This window comes from Bradyrhizobium sp. F1.4.3 (assembly GCF_040548375.1).
Lineage (GTDB): Bacteria > Pseudomonadota > Alphaproteobacteria > Rhizobiales > Xanthobacteraceae > Bradyrhizobium.
On sequence record NZ_JBEPRN010000011.1, the window covers coordinates 209,030 to 227,250 of the forward strand.

Here is an 18,221-nt window from a genome sequence, read left to right on the forward strand (position 1 = left end):
GAAGATCGTCATTCCGGGATGCGCCGGAAGGCGCAGACCCGGAATCCATAACCCCAGGCTGCGGTTATGGATTCTCAGATGCGCAATTGCGCATCATAGCTCGCCGCTTTGCGGCGCCCCGGAATGGCGGGAGGGTGCTTGAGGGCCTTACGCCACCGCGCGATCGCTACACGACGCGGGGGGCGAGCTCGCCCTTGGCGTAGCGCTTGGCCATGTCGGCCGGGGTCAGGACCTTCTTGAATTTGGAGGCCTGGCCCGCGGTGTTGAACTCCTGGAGCCGTTGCTTGCACAGCCTGGTCATCGCTTCCATGGCGGGCTTCAGGTACTTGCGCGGGTCGAACTCTTCCGGGTGCTCCTTGAACACCTTGCGGATCTGGCCGGTCATGGCCATGCGGTTGTCGGTGTCGATGTTGATCTTGCGCACGCCGTTCTTGATGCCGCGCTGGATCTCGGCGACCGGAACGCCCCAGGTCGGCTTCATCTTGCCGCCGAACTCGTTGATGATGTCCTGGAGGTCCTGCGGCACCGACGAGGAGCCGTGCATCACCAGATGCGTGTTCGGCAGCTTGCGGTGGATCTCCTCGATCACGTTCATGGCGAGGATGTCGCCGTCCGGCTTGCGGGTAAATTTGTAAGCACCGTGAGAAGTCCCCATCGCGATCGCGAGCGCGTCGACCTGGGTCTCCTGGACGAACTTCACGGCCTCGTCCGGATTGGTCAGCAGCTGGTCGTGGCTTAGCTTGCCCTCGGCACCGTGGCCGTCTTCCTTGTCGCCCATGCCGGTTTCGAGCGAGCCGAGCACGCCGAGCTCACCCTCGACCGAGATGCCACCGAGATGGGCCATGTCGGTCACGGTCTTGGTGACGCCGACATTATAGGCCCAGTCGGCCGGGCTCTTGCCGTCGGCCTTGAGCGAGCCGTCCATCATCACCGAGGTGAAACCAGCCTGGATCGCGGTCATGCAGGTCGCGGCCTCGTTGCCGTGGTCGAGATGCACGCAGACCGGGATGTGCGGATAGATCTCGGTGACCGCGTCCATCATGTGCTTGAGCATGATGTCATTGGCGTAGGAGCGCGCACCGCGCGAGGCCTGGATGATGACGGGCGCGTCGACCGTGTTGGCCGCGTCCATGATCGCCAGCGCCTGCTCCATGTTATTGATATTGAAGGCCGGGACGCCGTAATCATGCTCCGCCGCATGGTCCAGCAATTGACGCAACGTGATCCGAGCCATCTGTATCTTTCTCCCGTTTGGGCCAGTTCGGCCGCTAGTTACTTGGTGCGCAAAACCTCGACGCCGGGCAGGGGCTTGCCTTCCATCCATTCAAGAAATGCGCCACCGGCGGTCGAGACATAGGTGAACTGAGCGGCCACATGGGCCTGGTTGAGGGCCGCGACGGTGTCGCCGCCGCCCGCGATCGAGATCAGCTTCTTGGCCTTGGTGCGCTCGGCGGCATGCTTGGCGGCCGCGACCGTGCCGCGATCGAACGGCTGCATTTCGAAGGCGCCGAGCGGTCCGTTCCAGACCAGCGTGGCGGCATCGTCGATCGCGGCGTGGATGCGGGCGATCGACTGCGGGCCGACGTCGAGGATCATGCCCTCGGCCGGGATCGCATCGAGGCCGTAGGCGTGCGACGGCGCGTTCGCCGCGAAGTGATAGGCGACGGTGGCGTCCACCGGCAGAATGATCGCGCAGTTCGCCGCCTCGGCCTTCTCCATGATGCGCAGCGCGGTCGCGGCGAGATCCTTCTCGGCCAGCGACTTGCCGACGCCGACGCCCTGGGCGTGCAGGAAGGTGTTGGCCATGCCGCCACCGATCACCAGCGCATCGACCTTGTTGACGAGGTTTTCCAGCAGGTCGATCTTGGTCGAGACCTTGGCGCCGCCGATGATCGCGATGACCGGCTTGGTCGGTGAACCCAGCGCCTTCTCCAGCGCGACGAGCTCGGCCTGCATGGTGCGGCCGGCATAGGCCGGCAGCTTGTGACCCAGGCCCTCGGTCGAGGCGTGGGCGCGGTGCGCGGCCGAGAACGCGTCATTGACCCAGATGTCGCCGAGTTTTGCCAATTCCGCGACGAAGGCGGGATCGTTCTTTTCTTCTTCCTTATGGAAGCGGGTGTTTTCAAGACACAGGATGTCGCCATCCTTCAGTGCGGCCACCGCCGTGGCCGCAGGCTCGCCGACGCAGTCGTCGGCGAAGGCGACGGGCTTGTTCACGACCTTCGACAGCGCTTCGGCAACGGGCTTGAGCGACTCCTTGGAGTCGCGGCCCTTGGGCCGGCCGAAATGAGCGAGCAGGATGACCTTGCCGCCCTTGTCCGAGATTTCAGTGATGGTCGGCGCGACGCGCTCGAGCCTCGTCGCGTCACTGACGCGCCCATTGTCCATGGGCACGTTGAGGTCGACGCGCAGCAGCACGCGCTTGCCCTTCACATCGACGTCGTCGAGGGTGCGAAACTTGTTTGCCATCGGACACTCTCTTGTCCCGGGCGCACTGCGGCGCGAAGTGCCGCTGTGCCGAACCGGGACCTACGCGGATGAGACATGGGTCCCGGCTCTGCGGCGCACCGTGAAGACACGCTGCGCCGCGTCCGGGACACGAGACCTTGAGCTCAGATCACCTTCGCCATCGCAACGGCGGTGTCCGCCATGCGGTTCGAGAAACCCCATTCGTTGTCGTACCAGGCCATCACCCGCACCAGCGTGCCGTTCTGCACCTTGGTCTGGTCCATGTGGAAGGTGGCCGAATGCGGGTCGTGGTTGAAGTCGATCGAGACGTTCGGTGCCGTGGTGAAGCCGAGGATGCCCTTGAGCTGCTGCTCGGAGGCGCGCTTCATCGCCTCGTTGATTTCCTTGGCCTCGGTCGCGCGCTTGGCGACGATCTTGAGATCGATCACCGAGACGTTCGGCGTCGGCACGCGGATCGAAACGCCGTCGAGCTTGCCTTTCAACTCCGGCAGCACCAGGCCGATCGCCTTGGCCGCACCGGTCGAGGTCGGGATCATCGACATCGCCGCCGCGCGGCCGCGATAGAGATCCTTGTGCAGGGTGTCGAGCGTCGGCTGGTCGCCGGTGTAGGCGTGGATCGTCGTCATGAAACCGGTCTCGATGCCGACGGTCTCGTTCAGAACCTTGGCCACCGGCGCGAGGCAGTTGGTGGTGCAGGAACCGTTGGAGACGACCAGATGCTCCTTGGTCAGCACGTCGTGGTTGACGCCGTAGACGATGGTCGCGTCGGCGCCGTCGGCAGGCGCCGAGACCAGCACGCGCTTGGCGCCGGCGGTCAGATGCGCGGAGGCCTTGTCCTTCGCGGTGAAGATGCCGGTGCATTCCAGCGCGATGTCGACGCCGAGTTCCTTCCACGGCAGCTTCGAGGGATCGCGCTCGGCGGTCACCTTGATCTTGTTGCTGCCGAGGCTGATCGAGTCACCGTCAATGGTGACGGTGCCGGGGAAGCGGCCATGGACGCTGTCGAAGCGGAGCAGATGGGCGTTGGTCTCAACCGGGCCGAGGTCGTTGATGCCGACGACTTCGATATCCTTGCGACCGGACTCTGCGATCGCCCGCAGGACGTTGCGGCCGATGCGGCCAAAACCGTTGATTCCAACGCGGACTGCCATGTTTCATCTCCTTATGACCGTTCAATGACGCGTGTTCAATGACATCTGTCATCCCGCACAACGCGCTTGGCGCGCCTGCGAGGGTTTTTTTAGGGCGGACGCCCGGTTCGGCCGGGCGGGGCTTGATCATATGAGGAGTTACGTAGCCCTTTTTTTTGGCAAGCTCAACTCTCAGGTAACGCGCTTCAGCACAGCGTTAACCGCAGCCTCGGCGGTAATGCCGAAGTGCTTGTAAAGGTCCTTGGCCGGCGCGCTCGCGCCGAAGGAATGCATGCCGATAAATTCGCCATCCTGGCCGATCACGGCATCCCAGCCCCAGCGCACGGCGGCCTCGATCGCGACCTTCACCGGCGCGTTGCCGATGATGGCGGCACGCCTGGCCTCTGGTTGCGCTAACAACAGCTCGAGCGAGGGCACCGAGACCACCCGCGACGCGATGCCGCGTTCGGCGAGTTGCTTCTGGGCGGCGACCGCGATCTCGACCTCGGAGCCGGAAGCGAACAGCGTCGCCTTGGCTTCGCCCTGGGCGGCGACCAGCTCGTAAGCGCCTTGCTGGCAGGGATTGTCGTTCGGCGCGGTGGTGCGGAGCTGCGGCAGGTTCTGCCGCGTCAGCGCCAGCACCGTCGGGCCGTCGATGCGGTTCAGCGCAAGCTCCCAGCACTCGGCGACCTCGATGGAATCGCAGGGGCGGAACACGCGCATGTTGGGAATGGCGCGCAGCGCCGCGAGATGCTCGACCGGCTGATGGGTCGGGCCGTCTTCGCCAAGCCCGATGGAATCGTGGGTCATCACATAGGCGACGCCGGTGCCCATCAAGGCGGCAAGGCGCATCGCGGGCCGGGCATAGTCCGTGAACACCAGGAAGGTCGCGCCGTTCGGCGCAAAACCGCCGTGCAGGAAGATGCCGTTCATCGCGGCACACATGCCGTGCTCGCGGATGCCGTAATGGATGAAGCGGCCCTTCGGCGTCTTGGCCGAGAAGGCGGTTGCCGACTTCGCCTTGTTGTTGTTGGAGCCGGTGAGGTCGGCCGAGCCCGCCAGAAACTCCATCGGCATCGCGCCGGCAATGACTTCGATCACGGCTTCCGAGGATTTGCGAGTGGCCGCGGTCATCGGCTTTTCCAGCAGCTCCTTCTTGTAGGCGCGCACCGCCTTTGCGAGCGCGGCCGGACGCTCATGGCGCAGGCGGCGCTCGAACTCGGCGCGCTTGCGGCTGCCGAGCTCACTGAGCCGGCCTTCCCATTCCTTCCGCGCCGTCGCGCCGCGGCTGCCTGCCGCGCGCCAGGCCTTCAGCACGTCGTCGGGCACCGAGAACGGCTCGAGCGAGATGCCGAGATTCTCTTTGGCTGCCTTGAGCTCATCGGCGCCGAGCGCCTCGCCATGCGCCTTCGCGGTGCCGGCCTTATGCGGCGCGCCGAAGCCGATGGTGGTGCGGCAGGCGATCAGCGTCGGCTTGTTGGATTTTTTGGCGCGGGTAATGGCGGCGGTGATCGCGGTCTGATCCTGGCCGTCGATCTTCTCGGCGGCCCAGCCGCACGCCTTGAAGCGCTTCACCTGGTCGACGGAATCCGAAATCGAGGTCGGGCCGTCGATCGAGATGCCGTTGTCGTCGTAGAGCACGATCAGCTTGTTGAGCTTCCAGTGCCCGGCCATCGCGATCGCTTCCTGCGACACGCCCTCCATCAGGTCACCGTCGGAGGCGATGACGAAGGTGTGGTGGTCGACGATCTTCTTGCCGAACTCGGCGGCGAGCATCTTCTCGGCGAGCGCCATGCCGACCGCGGTCGAGATGCCCTGGCCGAGCGGGCCCGTCGTGGTCTCGATGCCCTTGGTGTGGAAGTTCTCGGGGTGACCCGGCGTGAGCCCGCCGAGCTGGCGGAACTGCTTGAGCTGGTCCAGCGTCATGTCCGCATTGCCGGTGAGATACAACAGCGCATAGAGCAGCATCGAGCCGTGGCCGGCGGAGAGCACGAAGCGATCGCGGTCGGGCCAATCGGTTGCGGCGGCGTCGAATTTCAGGAATTGCGTGAACAGCACCGTGGCCATGTCGGCGGCGCCCATCGGCAGGCCCGGATGACCCGATTTCGCCTTCTCGACGGCGTCCATCGCGAGGCCGCGGATCGCGTTGGCCATACGGGTGTGATCGACCTGCGTCATGTCTGAAATCCGTCTGAAATGAGGCGCTTGTGGCAGTATTCGCCGCGCCGGAAGGAGCCTTTCGGCCGCTGGGGTCGCGGCTGGGATAGCATCTCGGTTCCGGCAGGCCAAGGCAATCAAACGCCGGTTTGGCCGCAAAAGTTGCTTAACAGTGCATAGTTTCGCAGCGGCGTTGCGCTTGGCTAGCTTGCCACGTAAATTTCTGCTTGTAACCGCTTGCCGAACCGAGTCTTTTGCCGGCCGGCAAGCTCCGATGCAAAGGCCACCAAGATCCGCCGCTGACTGCATGAACGATCGCGTTTCCAACAGTTCCGCCATGACGGAATCCTCCGCCGTCGAGATCGAGATCGCGACCCGCAGGCTCATGGCGGCGCTCGACGGACTCGAGAGCGCGGTCGAGCGGCGGCGCGATGCCGATCGCGACGAGAACGAGCTTGCGACGCGCATTCAGGCGCTAGGCGCGGATCGCTCGCGGCTTGCGGACGAGCTCGACGGCGCGCTGGTGAAGGCGCGCAAGCTCGAGCGTACCAATCGGGAGATCTCCGATCGGCTTGATTCCGCGATCGTCACGATACGCTCGGTGCTCGACACCGGAGAGGATGGATGAGCCACATCAACGTCACCATCAACGGCCGGCAATACCGCATGGCCTGCGAGGAGGGCCAGGAGGTGCGGCTGTTGAAGCTCGCCGAAAGCCTGGAGACGCGGATCCAGTCGCTGCGCGGAAAATTCGGCGAGATCGGCGACGCACGGCTCACCGTGATGGCGGCGCTGACGGTCTGTGACGAGCTGGTCGACGCTGGCAACCGCATCCGCACCATGGAGCAGGAATTGACCGAGCTGCGGGATTTCCGCAATGCTGCCGTCGAGCGCGCCCGGATGACCCAGACCGCGGTGGTGAATGCACTGAATGCCGCGGCCGAACGTATCGAGAAGTCGACCCAGGTCCTGAACCGGACGGTCGGCAACGGGATCGCGATTGGCTGACCCTTCGCCGGGCTGGTGATTCGTCAGTATCGTTGTTACATTGCCCAAGCGAGGCTGCGACGCGCGTCCGGAGCCATATATCCCCGGGGCCTTATCGATCCTTTAGGGAACTGTCCCTGGCCGGGCCCGTGGGCCCGGACATATGGTGCCCACCTACTTTCGTAGGGAACTCCGGGATCGAGTGCTTCAACGGCGTCTGCGGCTTCGCACTTTTGTCTGCTTGGTTTGTGCTTGTCGAAACGACTGCGGCCACTTCAGTAGATGTCATGCCCCGGCTCGACCGGGGCATCCAGTACGCCGCGGCCTTTGTGTGAATCACCACCGCCTCTGGAATACTGGATCACCCGCTCCAGTGCGCAAGGGCGCACAAGGCGGGTGATGACGTGGGGGACCAAGCGCATGTCCAATTCGAAAGCCGAACTCCGCGCCAAGGCCCTCGCTAAACGCGACGCACTGAGCGAGAAGAAGCGCACCATCGCCGCCACCAAACTCGCCAAGCGCGGGCTGCCATTCAAGCTCCTGCCCGGCAGCATCGTCTCCGGCTACTCGCCGATCCGCAGCGAGATCGATCCGATGCCGCTGATGCGGAAGCTCGCCGAGGAGGGTGCAAAGCTGGCGCTGCCTTGCGTCACCGCACGCGGCCAGGCTCTGGTCTTCCGCATCTTCCATCCGAACGACCGCCTGATGCTAGGCCCGCTCGGCATTCCCGAGCCGTCGCCCGCCGCGGCTGAAGTTGTCCCCGATATCATGCTGACGCCGCTCGCGGCGTTCGACCGTCTCGGCCATCGCATCGGCTACGGCGCGGGACATTACGATTTCACCTTCGCGCACCTGCGCAAGACCAAGCAGATCGTCGGCATCGGGATCGCTTTTGCAGCGCAGGAGATCGAGGCCGTTCCAGCACTATCCCACGACGTCGCGCTGGATTATGTGCTAACGGAATCGGACGTGTTCGATTTCCGGAGTTCTGAAGTTGCGCATTCTATTCGTGGGTGATGTCGTCGGCCGTAGCGGCCGCAGCGCCATCGCCGAATACCTACCTGGCATGGTCAAGGATTGGTCGCTCGATTTCGTCGTCGTCAACGGCGAGAATTCCGCAGGCGGATTCGGCATCACGGAAGCGATCTATCAGGAGTTTCTCGATGCCGGCGCCGACGCGGTGACGCTCGGCAACCATTCCTGGGACCAGCGTGAGGCGCTGGTGTTCATCGAGCGCGCAGAGCGCCTGGTGCGTCCGGCGAACTATCCGCGCGGCACGCCCGGCCGTGGCGCGGCGCTGGTCGAGACCAAGAACGGCAAGCATGCACTGGTGGTCAACGCGCTCGGCCGCGTCTTCATGACCCCGTTCGACGATCCCTTTGCAGCACTGGAGCGCGAACTCGGCGCCTGTCCGCTCGGTGTTGCCGCCGACGCCATCGTCGTCGACTTCCATTGCGAGGCGACCAGCGAGAAGCAGGGCATCGGCTTCTTCTGCGACGGCCGCGCCAGCCTCGTCGTCGGCACCCACACCCACGTGCCGACCGCCGACCACCAGATCCTCACCGGCGGCACCGCCTACATGACCGACGCCGGCATGACCGGCGACTACGACTCCATCATTGGCATGCAGAAGGAAGAACCGCTGCGCCGGTTCACGTCGGGGATTCCGTCGGGACGTTTCGAGCCCGCGGCGGGAGCAGCGACGTTGAGCGGTGTTGCCGTGGAGACGGACGATGCGACGGGCCTCGCACTGCGCATCGCGCCGGTGCGTGCCGGCGGCCGGCTGGAGCCGGCGACGCCGAAGTTCTGGTTGAGCTAGCTCCACAAGCACAGTGTCGTCCCGGCCTTCTCCGGGACGACACTGGTTGCCTACTCCGCCGTCTGCTCCCGCAACTCCGCGACATCCTTCGCCGTCAGCTTCGAGCCCTTCGCACCGAACCGCGCCGTGACGTAGTTCGCCACCGCGGCGATCTCGTCGTCGCTGTACGCATTGCCGAACGCGGGCATCGAGAGCGCGCCGTCGGGCGTGTGGCGCCTGGTGCCGGAGAGCACGATCTGCGCGACGTTGGTGGCGGCGGGGTCGTTGACGGCCCATGTGCCGGTGAGCGTTGCCAACGGCGACACCGGGCTTTCGCCGCTCCAGCCGTGGCAGCTGGCACAGGCGCTGGCGAACACGCGCTTGCCGCGCGCATCCGCCGTCACGCCGTCTTTGTGCGAGGCGGGAGCGACCGGCGCCGTGTCGGCAGGCAGGTCGGGCGAGGCCACCGGCGGCACGCTGCGCAAATAGGCGACGATGCTGCGGATGTCTTCGGGGGCAAACTGGCTGAAGCTGTGATCGACCGCTTCACCCATCGGACCCGAGGCCGAGCCATGGCCCGGTGCGTGTCCAAGCGAGAGATAGGCGATCAGGTCCTCATCGCGCCAGTTGCCGAGACCGGTGGCCTTGTCCGAGGAGATGTTGAAGGCACGCCAGCCGGCCGTAATCGCACCGGCAAATTTCTTCCGGTTATCCAGCGCGAAGCCGAGATTGCGCGGCGTGTGGCATTCGCCGCAATGGGCCAGCGCTTCCGCGAGATACGCACCGCGATTCCATTCCGGGCTTTTCGTCGTATCGGGCGCAAAACGCGTGTCGGGGTTGAACACGGCCGACCAGAAGATCATCGCCCAGCGCTGGTTGAACGGAAATGACAGCGTGTTCTCCGGCGCCTTGGCGCGCACCGCCGGCAGGCTGAACAGATAGGCCTTCACCGCCAGCACGTCCTCGTCGGTCATGAAAGTGTAGGACGTGTAGGGCATCGCCGGATAGAGGCGCGCGCCGTCATGGCGCTTGCCATGCTGGACCGCGCCCAGGAAATCCTGGTCGCTGTAATTGCCGATGCCGGTCTCCTTGTCCGGCGTGATGTTCGTGGAATAGAGCGTGCCGAACGGCAGCTTGAAGCCGAGACCGCCGGAATATTCCTTCTCGCCCGGCTTGGTGTGGCAGACCATGCAGTCGGCCGCCTTGGCGAGATATTCGCCACGCTCGACCAGGCTTGCCTTTTCGAGCTTTGCCGGCACGCCGGTGGGCTTGCCGGCACGATAGTCCGCGAGCGCCACCTTGGTGCCGCCGGCGAAATCGAGCGGGCCGGGCCCGCGAATGATCCAGACGCCGAGCGCCACCGCAACGATGGCGATCACGATCAGGCTTGCGAGGATGCGCATCTTGCCGCTCATGCCTTCCTCCCGGCAGCCAGCAGTTTCCGGTCGATCGGCAGGCGCCGCAGCGCCACGCCGGTTGCGGCGTAAATCGCGTTGCGGAGCGCTGGCGGTCCGGCGTTGACGCCGGCTTCACCGATGCCGCCGGGCGCCTCGCCGCTCTTGACCACGGTGACGTCGATCTTTGGCGTCTCGTTGATGCGCATCATGCGGTAGTCGTGGAAGTTCGACTGCTGCACGCGGCCCTTGTCGATGGTGATCTCGCCAAAAAGCGCGGCGGTGAGGCCGAAGATCAGCCCGCCCTCGATCTGCGCCTTCACCGTGTCCGGATTGACGGCGATGCCGGTGTCGACCACCGAAATGATGCGGCGAAGCGCAATCTCGCCGATATCGTCGATCTCCGCCTCGACCACGGTCGCAAGGAAGCTCGCGAATGACGGCTGCACGCAGACGCCGCGGCCGACGCGCGGTGGCAACGGCTGGCCCCAGCCTGACTTCTCGGCGGCGAGGTTGAGCACCGCGAGCGCCCGCGGACTGTTCGTCAGCATTGAGCGGCGGAATTCGATCGGGTCCTTGCCGGCCTTGCGCGCCAGCTCGTCCATTGCACATTCGAATGCGAACACGTTGTTGTTCGGGCCGACGCCACGCCAGAAGCCGGTCGGAACCGCAGGCGGCTCGGCGCGGACATATTCGACGTGGAAGTTGGGAAAATCATAGGGCGTTTCAACGGCGGCATCGACCGCGTCGATATCGACCCCCTTCTGGAAGGCCGGCGGCAGCCAGCGTGCAATCACTGCCGAGCCGGCGATCTTGTATTTCCAGGCTGCCACCTTGCCGTCGACCAGCGTCGCGGTGACCTGGTCGCGATAGACCGGGCGGTAGACGTCGTGCTGGATGTCCTCCTCGCGGGTCCACACCACCTTCACGGGGTAGTCGACTTGTTTGGCGATCTTCACCGCCGTGATCACCATGTCCGGCTCGAGCTTGCGGCCGAAGCCGCCGCCGAGCAGATGCTGGTTCACGATCACCTTGTCGACGGGAAGGCCGGCAGCCTTTGCCGCCTCGGACTGCACGCGCGTCATGATCTGCGTGCCGGTCCAGATCTCGCAGGCGTCCGGTCTGACGTGAACGGTGGCGTTGATCGGCTCCATCGATGCATGCGCCAGGAACGGCAATTCGAAGCTCGCCTCGAATTTGTCGCCGCTCGCCAGCCCCTTGGCGATGTCGCCGATCGATTTTGCGATCGCGCCGTCCTTTTCGCTGGCGGTGCGCAGATCCTGCCAGATGTCCTTCGTGCTGATCTCAGCGTTCGGTCCCTCGTTCCACTCGATCTTGAGCGCTTCGAGTCCTTTCTTGGCAGCCCACATATGGTCGCCGATCACCGCGACCGTGTCCTCGAGCACAACGATCTTGCGCACGCCCGGGATTTTCGTTGCCCCGCTGTCGTCGACCTTGCCGACCTTGCCGCCAAACACCGGGCAGGCGGCAACCGTCGCGATCTTCATGTTGGGCAGGATCGCATCGATGCCGTAGACGACCTTGCCGTTGACCTTGTCCGGCGTGTCGAGACGCTTCAGGGGCTGACCGATATAGACGAAATCCTTGGGTTCCTTGACGGGGACGTCCTTCGGCGGCGTCTGGCTCTGTGCGGCCAGCGCCAACTCGCCATAGCCGAGCTTGCGGCCGCTTGCCGCGTGCATGACCTCGCCTTTCGACGTCGTGCAGCCCGCGGGCTCGACCTGCCATTGCGCTGCTGCGGCCTGCACCAGCATCGCCCGCGCGTTGGCACCCGCCGCGCGCAGCGGTTTCCACCAGGCGCGGATCGAGGTCGAGCCACCCGTCGCCTGTAAGCCGAAGACGGGATTGGCGTAGAACTTGTCGTTGGGCGGCGCGTGCAGCACCGCGACCTTGGCCCAATCGGCGTCGAGCTCTTCGGCGAGGATCATCGAAATCGAGGTATAGATGCCCTGGCCCATCTCGACCTGCGGCATCATCAGGACGGTGCGGCCGCTCTCGTCGATGCGGATGAAGGCGTTGGGTGCGAACTTGCCGTCGGTTGCATCGCGCGGCTGCTCCGGCTCGTTGACGGCGGCGCGCAGCGGCAGATGGAAGGCGAGCAGGAAGCCGGTGGCGAGGCCGCCGGTCAGCAGCCCGCGGCGGGAGACGTTCGGAAGAGTCTTGTCTGTAATCATGGCGGACCTCACGACTGCCGGCCGGAGGCGGCCTGCTTGATGGCCTCGCGGATGCGCACATAGGTGCCGCAGCGGCAGATGTTGCCGGCCATCGCCGCATCGATGTCGGAATCATCGGGGTTGGGCGTTGCCGCGAGCAGTGCTGCTGCCGACATGATCTGGCCGGACTGGCAATAGCCGCACTGGATCACTTCGGCATCGAGCCAGGCCTTTTGCACCTTTGCGCCCGACGGCGTGCTGCCGACATGTTCGATGGTGGTAATAGTGCGGTTCTCGACCGCGCTGACCGGCAGCACGCAGGAGCGCACCGCCTTGCCGTCGACATGCACCGTGCAGGCGCCGCATTGCGCGATGCCGCAGCCGAACTTGGTGCCGGTCATCCCGAGGATGTCGCGCAGCACCCACAGCAGCGGCATTTCGGGTGGCGCGTCGAAGGATTTCGTCTCGCCGTTGATGGTCAGAGTCGTTGCCATATGCATCCCCTTGCTCGACGATCGCTTACGGCGATCAGGTCGGCGAATTCGCGCGACCATAATCATAACGATGCGAAACGATGAAGCATCGATATTTTCAGCAATGCATATTTGCGCGAACGGCGCGTCAGACCATGACGTTCACGAATTTGTGCGGCGATCGCCGCATCGGTTTTGAGCTAATTGATATGATAAGCGTCATTTTTTGACGCATTTTCGTCGGATGTGCCGGCGATCGTCACAGACGATCGGGCGAACTCGCAAAACGGTACGAAGACGAAATTCGTGCGATTGCGAAAGCTGGGTGAAGGCAAGCGTTTCGCGATGCACGTCGCGAGGGCCATCAGCCCTGCCGGAACCCCATCCGGAAGGCGCCCCAGTGCTTGCCGCGGACCACGATCGGCGAGGACAGGTCCTTCATCAGCACGAATTGTCCGCCGCCCATGTCGCGGCGGTAAGTCTGGAGCAGGAAGGGCTTTGTGTTTGCCGCAACCTTCTTCACCGCGCGATCGGTGAACAGGCGGCGATTGCGGCAATTGGCATTATTCCAGACCGGGTCCTTGCCCTGCGGCAGGCGATAGTTCGGGTTGTGGGTCGGCAGATAGCCGCCTTTGGCCCAGGCGACGCAGAACACGATGCGAGGATCGGATTTCTGGATCGGATCCTGGATCGCAGGCAGCACGCGATCGGTGAACGCGACGTAGCTGGTGAGATATTGCTTGGGATCGGTGCCCGCGACCTCGCGATAGGCCTCGTCCATGAGCTGATCGAGCGTGATCTCGCCGCGGTCGACCGCGGCCTCGAACTCGGCCGAGATTCGCTTTGCGGTATCGACGACGATTCGGATCAGCGGCGCGTCCGACGTCTCCACGCCGCTGTCGGCGATCAGCGCGATCAGGCTTTCGGAGGTGTCGAGCAGTTTTGTCACGCGCTGATCGGCGTTCTTGAGATCGCGCGAGGAGAGGTCGACGCCCTTGTTGAGCTCGCTGATGACGGTGTCGCAATGGCCGAGATTGGAGGTCGCGGCGCGCGTGACGCTGTCGATCTCAGCTTCCACGGAGGCAAAACCCTGTTGCACGCGCGAGATGATGCCGGAGATCTGTTGGGCGCCTTCGCCGGCGGTTTTCGCGCGCTGCGAGGCGTCGCTGCTCTCGCCGATCAGGCCTTCGATCTGGCCGTCGAGATCGCGCACGGTGTCGGAGATCTGGTGCGTGGCCTGGCGGGTGGCTTCCGCGAGGTTTTTGACCTCGCTTGCGACCACCGCAAAACCGCGGCCGGCGTTGCCGGCGCGCGCGGCTTCAATGGTGGCATTGAGCGCGAGCAAATTTGTCTGCTTTGCGATCGCCTCGATCGAGCCGGAGACCTTTGCGACCTGCGCCAGCGCGGAACCGACCGCGCTGAGCCGCGCCTCGATCCGCCCCACTGCGGCGACGAGCTCGGCGATGTGGCTGACCGCGGCATCGACCGCGCCACGCGACTGCGCGATCTCGCCGACGGCGGCCGACGCGGTCGACTGCACCGCCTGCGATGCATTGGCGATGTCGTGATTGGCCGAGACCATGGTCTCGGCCGTCTCCTGGAGGTGATGGAACCGCTCCGACTGGTTCGCGACGCGGTTTGCGACCTCCTGGACGTTGCCGGCGATGTCGGCAAGCTCGACGCCGAGACCGCCGATGCGGTCGGCGAGCTGGTCGATCAGGCGCTCGGCCAGCGTCCGGTTCGATCCGGTGTCCAATACTGCAAGCTGCGCGACGGACATATGCGGGCTTCCTTCAGTCAGAGCCGTTGCTCGGCTTACCGCGGCATTCCCATTCCAGTCGGATTTTAAGGGGTGATTCGCGCCCGGCGTCTTGCCTGAGCGCGCACTAAGGCGCGATGAATTGTCATCGCGCCTTAGGTCTTTGTTTGCGCATGATCTTTTCGAAGAACCGCTGCACACTTTTTCGGATCATGCACTTAGAGCTTGTAAGCCGTGCGGAATCCGCCCCAGTGCCGGCCCTGCACGCGGATCGGGACGTCGATCTCGCGCATCATCACGGTATTTCCGTTGCCCATGTCGCGTGCATAGCTCTGGATCAGATACGAGCGCAGGTTGCGCGCGGCCGCCAACCCCGCCGGATCGTTGAAGATGCGCCGGTTGCGGCAATTGGCCGTGTTCCAGGCGACGTCGCCCGGCCGCTGCGGATGCGAATAGATCTTGTTGTGCACCGGCAGGAAGCCGTTGCGGTCGACCATGGCGCAGAACGCCATGCGCGGCTCGTTCGCCAGGAAGGCTTCCTGGAGAGGCGGCAACGCGCGGTCGGCCCATTCCAGATATCTTGTGCGGTACTGCTGCGGATTGGTTCCGGCGATCTCGGCATAATCGGTGTCGAAGAGGTCGTCGATCTTGACCTCGCCGCGCGCGACAGTCTGCTCGAAGAGCTTGGTCAGCGCGTTGCCCGCCTCCATGGCGCGAGTGACGAGCTCGGTGTTCTCCTCGTGGATCGACCAGAGCCTGTCTTCGACCTTCTCGCGGAGCGCGGCCGTGGGGCTGGCGAACTGCGTGCGGGCGCCGGCCTTGGATTGCTCGGTGACCCGGAGCTGGCAGGCGCCGACGTGTTCCAGCGTGCCGCCGATGGTCTCGTGCAGCGAAAGCCTCGCCGCGCTCGCACCGCCGATCAGCACGCCGTCCATCGCGATCTCGTAGACCGGCATCACGCCGCGCGCGCTCTCGAACTTGAGATGGCAGGGCAGCCGCTCGGTCTTGCGGCGATCGTCGTGCTCGCTCTGCTTGAGCAGCACCGCACAGCGCGATTTCAGCTTCTGTGCGAAGGTCGTCACCGCCTTGCCGGCGCTGGCGACGTTCTCGCCATGGGTCTCGGCCGCCTTGGTCGCGGCATCGATTTCGGCGGCGCTCTCGCCGACCGAGATGATGAACTGCGACGCGCTTGCCGCGTTGCCGGAGACCTCGCCGGTGGTGGCGTTCTGCTCGGCCACCGCGCCGTTGACGGTGTCGAACACCGGGCGGATCGCCTCGATCGCCTGCGAGATGCGGTGCACCGCGTCCGCAGAGCCGGCGGCATCGCGCTGGAGCGCGTCGATCTTCCTGGAGATCTCTTCCGTCGCGCCCTGGGTCTGTACTGCCAGCGCCTTGACCTCGGTGGCGACGACCGCAAAGCCTTTTCCTGCGGCACCCGCGCGCGCGGCCTCGATGGTCGAGTTGAGCGCGAGCAGGGTGGTTTGCCGCGCGATCTGCGCGATCAAATTGACGACGTTACCGATCGCCGCGGACGACTCGCGCAGGCGGTCGACATTGGCGCGGGCTTCCTGCGCGGCGGCGCTGGCCTCGTCGGCGAGCTTGCCGGCCTCGCGGACCTGCGCGCCAATTCCCTGCGCGGACTGGGTGAACTTGTCGGCGGCATGGGCAAAGGTCGAGGCGTTCGACTGCGCGGCATTGGTCCGTCCGGTGAGCGCGTCGGTGCGCTGGCGGATATCCGCAAGCGTTGCCGCGGTCGCTTCCGCACCGCCGGCCACCGAATTGGCGGCGCGCTCGAGCTGGCGGATCATGGCGCCGAGCTCGAGTTCCAGCAGTTCCAGGATTTCCCGGGCCGAATCGGCCTCGGCGGCTGGGGCGGGCTCGGAATTGGCGACCGGCTGCGCAGCCTGCGGGGCTGCCGCGGGCGCGGCCGAATCCGGCAGACGCTTCCGAAATAATGCGAACGCCATCAGGTCACTCTTGTCGGGAGGCGGGTGGAGGCTATTTTCGCAGGCTGGAATGAAATCAGGGTTAACGATGCCTGACTTTGAGGCACGGGCCACTACGGTATTACCTTAAAGTCGTAGAGCCTCTTTCATTCCGGTGGGTTGGCGGCCTATAACGCCGCGCTTCCATCCCCATTGGCGGACGATTCCAAGAGATATTTCCGAGAGACCACGCATGGCCGGACATTCCCAATTCAAGAACATCATGCACCGCAAGGGGCGGCAGGATGCCCAGAAGTCGAAGCTGTTCGGCAAGCTGGCGCGGGAAATCACCGTCGCGGCCAAGCTCGGCACGCCCGACCCCAACATGAACCCGCGTCTGCGTGCCGCCATCATCGCGGCGCGCCAGGAGAACATGCCGAAGGACAATATCGAGCGCGCCGTCAAGAAGGCGCTCGGCAGCGACGGCGAGAACTATGACGAGATCCGCTATGAGGGTTATGGCCCGGGCGGCGTCGCCGTCATCGTCGAGGCGCTGACCGACAACCGCAACCGTGCGGCTTCCGACATCCGCTCCTTCTTCACCAAGTCCGGCGGCAATCTCGGCGAAACCGGCTCGGTGTCGTTCATGTTCGATCGGACCGGCATCATCGAATATGACCGCAGCGTCGCCTCCGACGATGCGGTGCTGGATGCCGCGATCGAGGCCGGCGCCGACGACGTGCTGTCCGGCGAAGGCGGCCACGAGATCTACGCCTCGACCGAGGGCTACCGCGACGTTGCCAAGGCGCTGGAAGCCAAGTTCGGCGAGCCGCGCAAGGCCGCGCTGATCTGGAAGCCGCAGAACACGGTCGCGGTCGACGACGAGACCGGCGAGAAGCTGCTGAAGCTGATGGACCTGCTCAACGAGCACGACGACGTCCAGCACGTCTACGCCAATTTCGAGGTGTCGGACGCGCTGATGGCGAAGATGGGCGGCTGAGGCCGTTCTCGTGTCCCGGACGCGCTGCAGCGTGAAACGCTGCCGCGCAGAGCCGGGACCCGTGGCTTCCCAAATGCCGGCGGCAACATGGGCCCCGGTTCAGCGCCGCATCACTTTGTGCTGTGTCGCACCCGGGGCACAGGACCATACTTCCCCTGTTACTTCCGTTCTGTTTCTGTTTCCCCCACAGCGGCCAGCCGCTATCACTGGCCCATGACCGCGCTCTCGATTCGCGTCCCCGTTCGCATCATCGGCATCGACCCCGGCCTCCGCCGCACCGGCTGGGGCGTGATCGAGTCCGAGGGCAACCGCCTGATCTATGTCGCCTGCGGCTCGGTGGAACCGCCGGACGATCTGCCGCTCGCAAGCCGTCTGCTGGCGATCCATGAAGGGCTCGCGGCCGTGTTGTCCGACCACAAGCCGATCGAAGCCGCCGTCGAGCAGACGTTCGTGAACAAGGATGGCGTCGCGACGCTGAAACTCGGCCAGGCCCGCGGCGTCGCCATGCTGGCGCCCGCAATGTTCGGCATTACTGTCGCCGAATACGCGCCGAACCAGGTCAAGAAGACGGTGGTCGGCGCCGGTCACGCCGACAAGCAGCAGATCGCGATGATGCTGAAAATATTGCTGCCCAAGGCCGAGCCGCCGTCGGCCGACGCCGCCGACGCGCTCGCTATCGCCATCACCCACGCTCATCACCGCCAGAGCACCGCGCTCAGGCTGAAGGTGGTCGGGATATGAGCCGCGCACTCGAACAGCTCCCTCCCCCCTTGCGGGGGAGGGGTGGGGAGGGGGGTAGCTCCGGGCGCCAGCGCTTGTGGCTTGGGGGGCCCCCCCCCCCGGCGGGGGGGGGGGGGGGGGGCCCCCCCCCCCCCCCCGCCGGGGGGGGGGGGGGGCGGGGGGGGGGGGGGCGGCCCCCGCCCCCCCCCGGGGGGGGGTGGCGCCGGGGGCCGGG

15 protein-coding genes and 1 other RNA gene are annotated in these 18,221 nt (G+C 65.2%); 7 read left to right on the forward strand and 9 right to left on the reverse strand.

What is annotated here, in order from left to right; all coding sequences use genetic code 11:
- Positions 1–166: 166 nt before the first annotated feature.
- From fba to tkt, 4 genes are all read right to left on the reverse strand, one after another.
- The gene (fba, locus tag ABIB73_RS25785; protein WP_354228602.1) at positions 167–1,234 is read right to left on the reverse strand and encodes a class II fructose-bisphosphate aldolase; all 1,068 of its coding nucleotides are present in this window, start codon (positions 1,232–1,234) and stop codon (positions 167–169) included.
- Positions 1,235–1,272: 38 nt separating this feature from the next.
- Positions 1,273–2,469, reverse strand: coding sequence for a phosphoglycerate kinase (locus ABIB73_RS25790; protein ID WP_354228604.1), 1,197 nt, complete (start codon positions 2,467–2,469; stop codon positions 1,273–1,275).
- Between the two features lie 143 nt (positions 2,470–2,612).
- Positions 2,613–3,620, reverse strand: a complete 1,008-nt coding sequence (gene gap / locus ABIB73_RS25795; RefSeq protein WP_354228606.1) for a type I glyceraldehyde-3-phosphate dehydrogenase — start codon at positions 3,618–3,620, stop codon at positions 2,613–2,615.
- A gap of 171 nt (positions 3,621–3,791) precedes the next feature.
- Positions 3,792–5,786, reverse strand: coding sequence for a transketolase (gene tkt, locus ABIB73_RS25800; protein WP_354228636.1), 1,995 nt, complete (start codon positions 5,784–5,786; stop codon positions 3,792–3,794).
- Between the two features lie 277 nt (positions 5,787–6,063).
- Here tkt and ABIB73_RS25805 point away from each other — a divergent pair, with 277 nt between their 5' ends.
- The 5 genes from ABIB73_RS25805 (at position 6,064) to ABIB73_RS25825 (ending at position 8,562) form a co-directional block, all read left to right on the forward strand.
- The gene (locus ABIB73_RS25805; protein WP_502918460.1) at positions 6,064–6,384 is read left to right on the forward strand and encodes a DUF4164 domain-containing protein; all 321 of its coding nucleotides are present in this window, start codon (positions 6,064–6,066) and stop codon (positions 6,382–6,384) included.
- Positions 6,381–6,764 (forward strand): cell division protein ZapA, encoded by a 384-nt coding sequence (locus ABIB73_RS25810; RefSeq protein WP_148738730.1) that lies wholly within the window; start codon positions 6,381–6,383, stop codon positions 6,762–6,764. Before ABIB73_RS25805 ends, ABIB73_RS25810 begins: the two co-directional genes overlap by 4 nt.
- 48 nt (positions 6,765–6,812) lie before the next feature.
- A non-coding RNA gene (gene ssrS / locus ABIB73_RS25815) (6S RNA) lies at positions 6,813–6,973 on the forward strand.
- 190 nt (positions 6,974–7,163) lie between these two features.
- Complete coding sequence (locus tag ABIB73_RS25820) at positions 7,164–7,760, forward strand: 5-formyltetrahydrofolate cyclo-ligase (protein ID WP_354228610.1); 597 nt, start codon at positions 7,164–7,166, stop codon at positions 7,758–7,760.
- A complete protein-coding gene (locus tag ABIB73_RS25825; protein ID WP_354228611.1) occupies positions 7,738–8,562 on the forward strand; it encodes a TIGR00282 family metallophosphoesterase in 825 nt (274 codons plus the stop codon). The genes ABIB73_RS25820 and ABIB73_RS25825 overlap by 23 nt, the downstream gene beginning before the upstream one ends.
- A gap of 50 nt (positions 8,563–8,612) precedes the next feature.
- Here the strand turns inward: ABIB73_RS25825 and ABIB73_RS25830 are convergent, their stop codons facing one another.
- The 5 genes from ABIB73_RS25830 to ABIB73_RS25850 form a co-directional block, all read right to left on the reverse strand.
- A complete protein-coding gene (locus tag ABIB73_RS25830; RefSeq protein WP_354228613.1) occupies positions 8,613–9,956 on the reverse strand; it encodes a c-type cytochrome in 1,344 nt (447 codons plus the stop codon).
- On the reverse strand, positions 9,953–12,130 hold the full coding sequence (locus ABIB73_RS25835; RefSeq protein ID WP_354228615.1) for a xanthine dehydrogenase family protein molybdopterin-binding subunit: 2,178 nt from the start codon (positions 12,128–12,130) through the stop codon (positions 9,953–9,955). The genes ABIB73_RS25830 and ABIB73_RS25835 overlap by 4 nt, the downstream gene beginning before the upstream one ends.
- 8 nt (positions 12,131–12,138) lie before the next feature.
- Positions 12,139–12,603 (reverse strand): (2Fe-2S)-binding protein, encoded by a 465-nt coding sequence (locus ABIB73_RS25840; RefSeq protein WP_354228617.1) that lies wholly within the window; start codon positions 12,601–12,603, stop codon positions 12,139–12,141.
- Positions 12,604–12,946: 343 nt separating this feature from the next.
- Positions 12,947–14,362 (reverse strand): methyl-accepting chemotaxis protein, encoded by a 1,416-nt coding sequence (locus tag ABIB73_RS25845; RefSeq protein WP_354228619.1) that lies wholly within the window; start codon positions 14,360–14,362, stop codon positions 12,947–12,949.
- A 197-nt stretch (positions 14,363–14,559) separates the two neighbouring features.
- A complete protein-coding gene (locus ABIB73_RS25850; RefSeq protein WP_354228621.1) occupies positions 14,560–16,308 on the reverse strand; it encodes a methyl-accepting chemotaxis protein in 1,749 nt (582 codons plus the stop codon).
- Positions 16,309–16,519: 211 nt separating this feature from the next.
- Between ABIB73_RS25850 and ABIB73_RS25855 the strand changes: the two genes are divergently transcribed.
- A complete protein-coding gene (locus ABIB73_RS25855; RefSeq protein WP_354228622.1) occupies positions 16,520–17,266 on the forward strand; it encodes a YebC/PmpR family DNA-binding transcriptional regulator in 747 nt (248 codons plus the stop codon).
- Between the two features lie 213 nt (positions 17,267–17,479).
- Positions 17,480–18,007, forward strand: coding sequence for a crossover junction endodeoxyribonuclease RuvC (gene ruvC / locus ABIB73_RS25860; protein ID WP_354228623.1), 528 nt, complete (start codon positions 17,480–17,482; stop codon positions 18,005–18,007).
- The last annotated feature ends 214 nt before the right edge of the window (positions 18,008–18,221 follow it).